This window comes from Modestobacter excelsi (genome assembly GCF_005930495.1).
Classification (GTDB): Bacteria; Actinomycetota; Actinomycetes; order Mycobacteriales; family Geodermatophilaceae; genus Modestobacter; species Modestobacter excelsi.
Map to the genome: position 1 here is coordinate 1 of NZ_SJEX01000126.1, position 8,923 is coordinate 8,923.

Sequence of the window (8,923 nt, forward strand, 5' to 3'; positions counted from 1 at the left end):
GCCCGGCCCCGCCCCGGGATGGGCCGTGGGAGCAAGCGCGCCTAGCGACGGGGCTGTTGGTCCCGCCGCGGGGAGAGGCTCCGGGGCCGTGAGCGGAAGTCTGGGAGTCGCCTTACGTCGGTTAAGTCGCCCCCGCCGGACATCCCGCCTTGGGTGTCCCTGAATGGGCCGCTCAGAGACACCGACATCGATGGTCGGAGAAGAGCGCGGAGTGGCGCCCGGGCGCTTCGTTGACAGAGCGAGTCTCCATGCGAGCCTGAGCGCCAGTCCATAGTCGCGTGCTCGGGCCCACTCCCCGCAGCGCTCGGGGTATCCAGTCGACCGTCTCTGGCGCTCGGCTCCAGCCCCGCAGAGCGATGCTCACCGCGCTCGCTCAATCCCCGGGCTACCTGGACAAATCATCGATCACGGGTTTCGTCGACTTACTTGTAGAACCAACATGGATATTGGTCGTTGGTGAGCTGGAGTACAGCCTGTTTGCCAAACGGGAAAGGCAGTGGCTGACCGGGATCCAGGACGGTGTAGCCAGCTCGCTGGTAGAACCTGGCAGCATTGGCGGCGCAGTTGCCGACGTACAACGCCGCCCTTTTGAGTTGCGGTAGCACGCCGAGGGCTACCACACCGACGCCTTGACCACGCCATGCTGGGTCAACGACCAAGTGTCGGATGAATATCACGACATTTGAGTCGAACTGCGCGCCGGCGGCGACGAGGCCCGCGATGACTTGTCCATCGGGGTCGCATGCGGCAACGCCGCCCTCTTCCGGAAGAAAGTGAAAGCTGGCGCCGCCTGCGATGTGGGCCTGCACCAGCCGCTCAATGGGCGCTTCGTCATTGGACTGCACTGGACGGAACGTCACACCGCGGTCGACTAGGCGATGGGCGTAGCCGAGGTGTCGCTGTCGCACGCGAGCCGAGTCCCAAGCCTTCCACATCTAATAACGCTCCTGGGTCGTCATGGTTGTTCCCTCCTCGCCGCTGGCGGTGAGTCGTTTATTGATGGTGTATCCGGTGGGGTCGAGAAGGGGGGAGCGACTCGCCGGGACCGCTCATCAACGGCTCTCCGCGCCACCGTCGCGATGGCGATGGCGGCTCGTGGGCGATCGGGTGTTGTTCATCGATGACTGGATCGAGACTGGTGGTCAGGCTGACCGACCGGTCAGGCGCTCGTCGAGACCGCTGGCGCCACGTGGTGCGATGCTGCCGTGGTGGTCGACGGACTCACCGACAGCCGTGCTCGACGGCGGCTGGGTCTCAACTCCCTGGTCCACGTCCGCGAGTTGTGAAGACCCCACGACCACGGTGCGCCGCCCAGGGGCATCTCGCGACCACCCACCAGCCGGATCGCTGGCTACCTACAGCGGTGCGGGACTGGCCGCAGCCCATCACCGGGCAAGGTGTCCTCATGGCCGACGCATCCCCTAGCAACGAGCTGCCATTGGCCATAGCAATGGGGAGCAGCGCAGTACTTGCCGCCATCGCCACGGGCGACTCCCCGGGCACCACGGTGGCGGCGGCAGCGGCCCCCTTGGTCGTGCAAGCGGCCGCCGCCATCCGTTCGCACTGGGCAGCCAAGAGCACGAGGACGATTGAGGTCGCCGCCGATCACATGGGAGTCGGTGTGGACATCGTCCTGCAACGATCGTTGGCTTACGAGGACCGACTGGAGCTGCTCGCGCGGGTGATCGAGGCGTCAGCCCGGTCGACCATCACCGCAAAGATCGACGCGCTAGGCCGCGTGCTCGCCGATGGGATCGATGACGACGGGGATACCGCGGAGGCACTCGTGCTGGCCCGAGCGCTGGAAGTCTTGGACGAACCCCACGTCGTCGTGCTGAACCATTTGGACCGCAACCGCTTCCCTCCTGCCGAGCTCCGCGACGTGCGCCACCTAGGGATTGCCGGGTGGCAAGTGCCTGTCATCGCCGAAGCCCTGCCTCACTTGGCGGACGTGATGGAGCCGCTGGTCGCCGCTCTCAGCGGCATCGGGCTGCTCCGTGACAACACGGGGGTGAGTTTTGCCAGCCAGCCCGGGCCCGAGGCGTGGGTGATCACCTCAATCGGCATTCGGTGCCTGTTTCTGATCGAGCCCGAGCGCGAAAGCTGACCCAGAAGGAGCCGCGCCGGGGATCACGTCCGCACCTTCGACGTCCCGCGGCAGCTCTCTCCCAGCACCCCCACGGCAAGAACGCTGGCTGACACACCTCCTGCCTTCAGGAGCCCCCTCCCCAGAGGAGCGTCACCGTTGGCACTCCGTCGCGAGACCCGGCCAGTGGGAGGGAAGCCGCAGGTGCAAGAGGTGTACGGACTTCAGGCAGGTCGGGGTGACATTGATCAGGCCTCAGATGAGGGCTGCGACTATGTCAGCGGTCGGAGTCGTTGGGTTCAGTCGTCCGGCGGCGTGTCGGGAGCGTGCGGCAGTCCGGCGACGGCGGTGAGCGCGTCGGCCTCGTGGCGCAGTCGTCGAGCGCGCTCGTGCTCGCCCGCCTGCTCGTAGACCCATGCCGCCGTCTGCGCTCCTGGACCTCGGCGCGTACGAGAAGCTCCAATTCCTCATCCGTCAGCTCGCGGCGCGCGACCTCCCGGACACCGACTCCCGACCAGGGTCTCCTACAGCGCAAGGCTCCCTTGACCATCCGTAGGCGCGACCGCTTCAGCGTTGTTGAAAGCAGCGAGCGTGGCTCGCAGCAAGGCCACCAGTGACTTCTCCCGCTGCTTGAGCGCGCCCGGGAGGGCTGTACGCAGACGTTCTCGCACGTCGATCGACACCGCTCGGAAGATGCCGGCCACGCTGTCCGGTGACCGCGATCGGCGCGCTCATGCCTGTCCTAATGGGGCCCACGATGGGACATCCCCTGATGGCGACCATGTCATGGCGCCGCATGACCAAAACTCGTGTAGAGGTCATCGCCTCCCGCCCGGGATTGTGCAGCGAGTGGAGTCGCGGGAGGCTCAAGGCTCCGGCTGGAGGCGTGGATGCAATCTTTACAGCGGCGGACTTGGGCGGTCGGCAGCAGCATCACCACCGGGCAGGAGGTGGCCGCCGCCGGCGCCGTGCGCCAGGTACAGCGTGATCGGGTCGTCGGTGCCGAGCACCCGGCGGCTGCGCTGCAGCGTGTCCTCCTTAAGGGCGCGGGCGGGCTCGGCCTCGCCCAGCTGAGCTAAAGCGACGGTCAGGCCGGCTGCCACCCACAGGGTGGTCGCGTGGTCCGGGCCGAGCACCCGGCGGCTGCGCTGCAGGGTGTCCTCGCCGAGGACACGGGCCGGCTCCGCTTGGCCCAGCCGAACCAGGGCGCCGGTGAGGGCGGCCGCCGCGAACAGGGTCACCAGGTGGTGCGGACCGAACACGCGCCGGCTGCGCTGCAGGGTGTCCTCGCCCAAGACACGGGCCGGCCCGGCCTCGCCCACCTGGGCCAGGGCGCCGGTGAGGGCGGCCGCCACCCCTAGGGTGATGGCATGGTCGGGGCTGAACATGCGCCGGCAGCGCTGCAGCGTGTCCTCGCCCAGCGCGCGGGCCGGCTCCATCTCGCCCACCGAGGCCAGGGCGCCAGTGAGGGCGGCCGCCGCCAACAGGGCGGTTCCGTGGTCCGGGCCGAACACGCGTCGGCAGCGCTGCAGGGTGTCCTCGCCCAGGGCGCGGGCCGGCTGCGCCTCGCCCACCTGGGCCAGGGCAACGGTGAGGGCGGCCGCCGTCCATAGGGTGTTGGCGTGGTCCGAGCCGAGCACCCGGCGGCAGCGCTGCAGGGTGTCCTCACCCAGGGCGCGAGCCTGCTCCGCCTCGCCCATCCCGGTCAGGGTGAGGGTCAGCGTGCTCGCGGAGGTCAGCGTGTCCGGATGGTCGGGGCCGAGGATCGACCGCCAGCGATGGAGCAGCTGTTCACAGACGGCTCGGCTGGCATTGCTGTCTCCTTTGACCTGGAGGTAGCGGGCGGTGTCCAGGGCCAAGTGCCGGTTCGCTGGATGGTGGTCATTCAACGGGGCGGTGGCGAGCACGTGGGGGGCGAGCTGGGCGTAGGCGGCCCAGGTGACCGGATCTTCCGGGTCGCCGGGGCAGGCGGCGGCCAGCAGCGTGAGCACCTGCTGGGTGGGGGCCTGCTGCCGGTCCGGGGCAAGTTGCTGGCGGATCACCGCCTGCACCAGCCGGTGCAGCTGAAAGCCGTCGGCGGAGCGGCGGATCAGGGAGTAGCCGACCAGCGTGCCAAGGGTGTCGGCGAGGGCGTCGGAATCGGCGGCGGTGCTGCGCAGCGGCTCGTCGAGGAGCTCGGCGTGCTCGCTGAATAAGGACAGTGGAATGGGTTCGGGTGCGAGGAAGGCGGCCAGCTGCAGCAACTGCACCGCGGCCGCGTCCTCGCCGTCCAGCCGGTTCAGTGACAGCGCCCAGGTGGTGTCGATTCGCCCGGAGTAGCCCACGACCTCGCCGCGGGCCAGCAGGCTGGCGCGATGGGCGCGGAACCGGCGCAGATAGTCCGCCGCCGGCAGGTCGGTCTGTTCCAGATAGCCGGCGGCCTGGGCGGCGGCCAGCGGCAGGTCGCCGAGTTCGGCGGCGAGCTTGTCGGCCAGGGTCTCGTCCATCCCGGGGATGCGGGCGCGCAGCAGCGCGATCGTCTCCGCGCGGGCCAGCACGTCGACCTCCAGCCGGCCGCCCAACGCGCCCCAGCCGGGGTTGCGAGAGGTGATCAGCACATGTCCTGGCCCGTCGGGCCGGTTATCGGCGATGTCGGCCGGCCGCTCGGCGTTATCGAAGATCAGCAGCCAGCGGGCCCGGTTACGTAGTTCGCCGAGCAGCCGGTCCACCGTGTCCGCGACGGTTGGCCCGGGAGGAAGGTCGAGGCGGGCGGCGAGCCGGGCGAGCTGGTCGGGGATCAGCACCGGCTGCTCGGCGTCGATCCACCACACCAGGTCGTAGTCGGTGGCGAACCGGTGGGCGTACTCGTTCGCCAGCTGGGTCTTGCCCACTCCGCCCAGCCCGTACAACGCCTGCACCACGAGCGTGGCCTCCCCGGCGCGCAGCCGCTGGCGCAGCTCGGTGAGCATGCCGTCCCGGCCGGTGAAGCGGAGATTGCGCGGCGGCATCCGCCACACCTCCGGCAGGCGGCCGGCGAACCCGGGCTTGTCTGTCGGCGCGGGTCCCGCTCTGGGGAACGGCGGCGGGCCGGTCGGGCGGGCCCCGGCCAGACGGTCGCGCAGCCGGGCCGCCGCTGCGGCCTCATCCAGACCGGTCAGGTCCAGAGGAATCAGTGGCTTGTACAGCGCAGGCAGGGTGACCGGCTCGACCAGCACCGGCACGATCCGCCCCGCCGCCTCCGCGGACCCGGCGAACGCCGCGCGTAGCTCCGCCCCGCCGAACGCGGAGGAGAAGTAGGCCTCGGTGCAGACCGCCAGCAGCCGGTCCGCTCGCTCCAGGGCCGTCTGCATGCGGGCCACGAAGTCCTCACCGGGCGTCCAGTCCCACACGTCCAGCTCGACGGTGTATCCGGCCTCCTGCAGCTGCCAGGCCAGCCACTCCGCCCACGCGGTGTCCCGGCCGGCGTGACTGATGAAGAAATCGGATCCCCGACTGCTCACGCATCAGCCATACACCCATCACCCGGCGTACGCGAGACTCAGGGCTGCCGGTCCCTTCGCACCGGACGGTGCGCGCCGAAGCAGTTCGGTGTCGTAGCCGCAGATTGCTGTTCAACCGGATGGCCCCAAAGCCGCCGTCAGGGCCGTGTGCCTGACCTGGCGCTGACCTCCTCGGACCGTTCACAGATACTGGCCCGCTTGCCCTAGCCGCCCGTCCCGCGGTCTTGGGTGGCGGGGGAAGGGTGGGCCGTAGGACCATCCCGTACGGATGCGTAGCGCCCTTGCAGCGGCGCCCGCGACCGTGTTCATGGGCGGCGGGGAGCGAGGCCCCCTTCCTGGCAGCAACGGGGTTCCGCCGGGACGTCACCCCTTGGTCACCCCCGCTCAGTCTTCGTGACGCCGAGCGCTCACCGCTCATGGCGCGTAGCGGTGCCCAGCGGGTCTGTGCGCCGCTGACCTGCGGGGTGACGTCACGTTGAACGTTCCTCAGCGACCTTGGGCGCAGGGACGGATTCGGCCCGGCCACCGCCGGTTCGCCCTGGCTGACGACCGGCCCGCGGAAGGCTGGAAGGAGGTGGACGGCGGTGATGTCGTTGCACAAGCTGTCCGCCGGGTCGGGCTACACCTACCTGACCCGGCAGGTGGCCGCCGGTGATGTCACCGCCCGCGGCCGGGGGTCGCTGGGTGCCTAGTACGAGCAGCGCGGGGAGTCGCCCGGCGTGTGGCTGGGCGCCGGGCTGGTGTCCCTGAACGGTGGCCCGCGGGCGGGTGATCCGGTGTCCGAGGCGCAGATGCTGGCGCTGTTCGGCCACGGCCACCACCCACTCGCCAGCGCACCCACCGGCTTCGCCCAGGACAGCGACCCTGATCGCGGTCCGGTGTCGGTGCGGTTGGGGGCGCCGTTCGTCACATCCGGGCCGCGGGTGTCGGTGGCGGGCTATGACCTGACGTTCTCCCCGGTGAAGAGTGTCTCGGCCTTGTGGGCGCTGGCCGACCCACAGGTCGCGGCGCAGGTGGAGGCCGCCCACATCGCCGCCGTGGCCGACACCGTCGGCTGGCTGGAGCGCACCGCCGTCTACACCCGCCTGGGCGCGGGCGGGCTGCGGCAGGTCGACGTGACCGGCCTGCTGGCCGTGGCGTTCACCCATCGGGACTCCCGCAACGGCGACCCGGACCTGCACACTCACGTCGCGGTCTCCAACAAGGTGCGCACTCTGGACGGCCGGTGGCGCGCGTTGGACGGCCGCGCGCTGCACGCCGCGGCGGTAGCGGCGTCAGAGCGGTACAACACCCGGCTGGAAGCCCAGCTGGTCCACCGGCTGGGCGTCACCTTCAACGACCGGCCCACCCGCCCCGGGCTGCGGCCGGTACGCGAGCTGGCCGGCGTTCCGGTCGAACTGATCCGGGCGTGGTCGACCCGGCGGGCGCAGATCAGCACCGGCCACGCGCAGCTGCTGGCCCGGTTCAAGGCCAGCTACGGACGGGAGCCCACCACCGCCGAAGGCCATGCACTCGCCCAGCAGGCAACCCTGGCCACTCGACCGGCCAAGCACGGCCCGCGCAGCGAGGCCGAGCAACGCCGAACCTGGCGCACCCAGGCCGACCACGTGCTCGGCACCGGCGCCGTCGGACGGGTCGTCGACCGGGTCCTCGACCAGCCACCGGCCGCGTCCCGCCTCGACCCGGAGTGGACAAGCAGCGCTGCCCGCAGCGCGGTGGCGACGGTCTCCGCCCAGCGGGCGGTGTTCACCAGCCACCACCTGCGGGCCGAGCTGGAACGCCTGGCCCGCACCGACCGGATGCCGCTGCATGCCCTGGACTCCGCGATCGACCAGGCGCTGACGGTCGCGGTCTCGGCTGACCTGTCACTGCGGCTGGACCACGATCCCGGTCCCGACCGCCGCCCGGTCGACCTGGATGTCCTCGAGCCGGTCGGGCTGCGGCGCCGGGACGGCAGCAGCGTCTACGCGACCGCGCACACCCAGCTGTACACCACCCCGGCGCTGCTGGCCGCCGAGCGGCGCATCCTCGGTGCCGCCGAGCACACCGACGGCGACCGGGTTCCGGCCGACCTGATCGAACTCGCGCTACTGGAGTCGCGGCTGTCCGGGCGGCCACTGAACGCCGGTCAGCAGGCCATGGTCCGCGGACTGGCCAGCTCGGGACGGCGGGTACAGGTCGCGATCGCCCCGGCCGGCACCGGCAAGACCACCACCCTCGGGATCCTGGCCTGCGCCTGGACCGACGCCGGCGGCACCGTCCTCGGCGCCGCACCCTCCGCGGTCGCCGCCAGCGAACTTCGCAAGGCGACCGGGCATCCGGCCGTCACCCTCGCCGCCGCCCTCCAGGCGATCGACCCCGGCCGACACGACGCCGGCATGAACGGGAATGGCCAGGCGCCCCGGATCGGCGGTATGCCGTTGGGCCCGCAGCTGCTGTTGTTGGTCGACGAGGCCGGCATGGCCGCCACCACCGACCTCGCCGCCCTGATCGACGCGGTCACCGCCGCCGGTGGCTCGGTGCGCCTGGTCGGGGACACCGCCCAGCTGTCCTCCCCCGCCGCCGGCGGCGTCCTGCACGACCTCCTCCGCGCCCACGGCGGGGTTCAGCTGGACACCCCGGTCCGGTTCACCGACCCCGCCGAAGCCTGCGCGACTCTCGCCATCCGCGCCGGGAACCCCGACGGGCTGACCTTCTACGCCGAACGGGGCCGCATCCACACCCCCGCCAATACTCTGGGGACCGCGGAGGGCGCTCGGAAGGCAGCACAGCGCGATGACACGGATCGCGATGCCTCCGGCGACGCGGTGGACTCGGCGCTGGCCGGCTGGGTGGCCGACCGGGCCGCCGGCTCCGACAGCCTGCTGCTGGCCGGCAGCAACACCATGGCCACCGAGCTCAACGCCCGCGCCCGCGCCGCACGCCTGACGGGCGGCCCAGCCACCGCAGACATCGCAGACACCGGGCATTGCGAGGTCGGGCTGCGGGATGGCACCGCCGCCTCGGTAGGGGACGTCGTCATGGCCCGGCGCAACCAGCGCGACCTGGCCATCACAGCCACCGAATGGGTGAAGAACGGTGACCGGTTCACCGTCACCGCCCTCACCGGCGACGGCGGGCTCCGCGTCCGGCACACCCCCAGCCGCCGACAACTCACCCTGCCCGCCGACTACGTCGCCGAACACCTGCAACTGGGTTACGCGAGCACGATCCACCTCGCTCAGGGCACCACCGTCGACACCACCCACACCCTGATCACAGGCACCGAGAACCGCGAACAGCTCTACGTCGCGCTGTCCCGCGGCCGATCTGCCAACCACCTGCACCTGGCCCCCAGCCTGGTCGACGAAGACCCGGC

General features: G+C 71.0%; 5 protein-coding genes. 2 read left to right on the top strand and 3 right to left on the bottom strand.

Translation table 11 applies throughout. The features are described 5' to 3' along the window. Positions 1 to 422: 422 nt before the first annotated feature. A complete protein-coding gene (locus FHL80_RS24235; protein ID WP_216871020.1) occupies positions 423 to 845 on the bottom strand; it encodes a GNAT family N-acetyltransferase in 423 nt (140 codons plus the stop codon). Positions 846 to 1,405: 560 nt separating this feature from the next. Here FHL80_RS24235 and FHL80_RS24245 point away from each other — a divergent pair. Then, positions 1,406 to 2,107, top strand: coding sequence for a hypothetical protein (locus tag FHL80_RS24245; RefSeq protein WP_138735892.1), 702 nt, complete (start codon positions 1,406 to 1,408; stop codon positions 2,105 to 2,107). Positions 2,108 to 2,610: 503 nt separating this feature from the next. Here the strand turns inward: FHL80_RS24245 and FHL80_RS25885 are convergent. Both FHL80_RS25885 and fxsT read right to left on the bottom strand, forming a co-directional pair. Further along, the gene (locus tag FHL80_RS25885; RefSeq protein ID WP_216871021.1) at positions 2,611 to 2,790 is read right to left on the bottom strand and encodes a hypothetical protein; all 180 of its coding nucleotides are present in this window, start codon (positions 2,788 to 2,790) and stop codon (positions 2,611 to 2,613) included. A gap of 195 nt (positions 2,791 to 2,985) precedes the next feature. Next, positions 2,986 to 5,565: an FxSxx-COOH system tetratricopeptide repeat protein gene (gene fxsT / locus FHL80_RS24255; protein ID WP_138735893.1), complete on the bottom strand. Its 2,580-nt coding sequence runs from the start codon at positions 5,563 to 5,565 to the stop codon at positions 2,986 to 2,988. A gap of 740 nt (positions 5,566 to 6,305) precedes the next feature. Here fxsT and mobF point away from each other — a divergent pair. Continuing rightward, positions 6,306 to 8,923, top strand: a 2,618-nt coding sequence (gene mobF, locus FHL80_RS24260) for a MobF family relaxase (RefSeq protein WP_246078928.1), incomplete at its 3' end; no start/stop codon positions are given.

Coding starts and splice junctions, on each gene's coding strand:
- FHL80_RS24245 (WP_138735892.1), top strand. CDS start 1,406: ATGGCCGACGCATCCCCTAGCAACGAGCTGCCATTGGCCATAGCAATG.